1 rRNA gene is annotated in these 1,189 nt (G+C 56.9%); it reads left to right on the top strand.

Annotation, left to right across the window (positions count from 1 at the left end):
* A 23S ribosomal RNA gene (locus AB0B91_RS66295) occupies positions 1–1,189 on the top strand; the annotation flags it as partial.

The raw sequence follows: 1,189 nt of genomic DNA, 5'->3' as shown, positions 1-1,189 counted from the left end.
GAAAGGCCAATCAAACTCCGTGATAGCTGGTTCTCCCCGAAATGCATTTAGGTGCAGCGTCGCGTGTTTCTTGCCGGAGGTAGAGCACTGGATGGCTAATGGGCCCGACAAGGTTACTGACGTCAGCCAAACTCCGAATGCCGGTAAGTGAGAGCGTGGCAGTGAGACTGCGGGCGATAAGGTTCGTAGTCGAGAGGGAAACAGCCCAGATCACCGACTAAGGCCCCTAAGCGTGTGCTAAGTGGGAAAGGATGTGGAGTCGCAGAGACAACCAGGAGGTTGGCTTAGAAGCAGCCACCCTTGAAAGAGTGCGTAATAGCTCACTGGTCAAGTGATTCCGCGCCGACAATGTAGCGGGGCTCAAGTACACCGCCGAAGTCGTGGCATTGACCTCACTTGTGGGGTTGATGGGTAGGGGAGCGTCGTGCAGCCGGTGAAGCAGCGGAGTGATCCAGCTGTGGAGGCTGTGCGAGTGAGAATGCAGGCATGAGTAGCGAATCGAGGGTGAGAAACCCTCGCGCCGGATGACCAAGGGTTCCTGGGGCAGGCTAATCCGCCCAGGGTAAGTCGGGACCTAAGGCGAGGCCGACAGGCGTAGTCGATGGACAACGGGTTGATATTCCCGTACCCGCTTCAATGCGCCCATATCGAACCTCGTGATGCTAAGAGTCCTTAAGTCCTCTGATGTCCTTCGGGACTAGGGGTGAGGCTGAACGCTCGATCCGATCGGGTAGTAGGTAAGCGATGGGGTGACGCAGGAAGGTAGTCCAGCCCAGGCGATGGTTGTCCTGGGGTAAGCATGTAGGGAGCGAGGTAGGCAAATCCGCCTCGTATTAATCCTGAGATGTGATGCCGAGCCGATTGTGGTGAAGTGGATGATCCTATGCTGCCGAGAAAAGCCTCTAGTGAGTGTTGTGGCGGCCCGTACCCTAAACCGACTCAGGTGGTCAGGTAGAGAATACTAAGGCGATCGGGTGAACTGCGGTTAAGGAACTCGGCAAATTGCCCCCGTAACTTCGGGAGAAGGGGGACCTCTGCTGGTGTAGGAGCGTGCCTCCGAAGCTGGTGGTGGTCGCAGTGGCCAGGGGGAAGCGACTGTTTACTAAAAACACAGGTCCGTGCGAAGTCGTAAGACGATGTATACGGACTGACGCCTGCCCGGTGCCGGAACGTTAAGGGGACTGCTTAG

Origin of the sequence: Nonomuraea sp. NPDC049141 (assembly GCF_040648415.1) — a bacterium.
Lineage (GTDB): Bacteria > Actinomycetota > Actinomycetes > Streptosporangiales > Streptosporangiaceae > Nonomuraea.
Note: the sequence above shows the minus strand (reverse complement) of the source record. Positions and strands in the feature narration are given on the sequence as shown.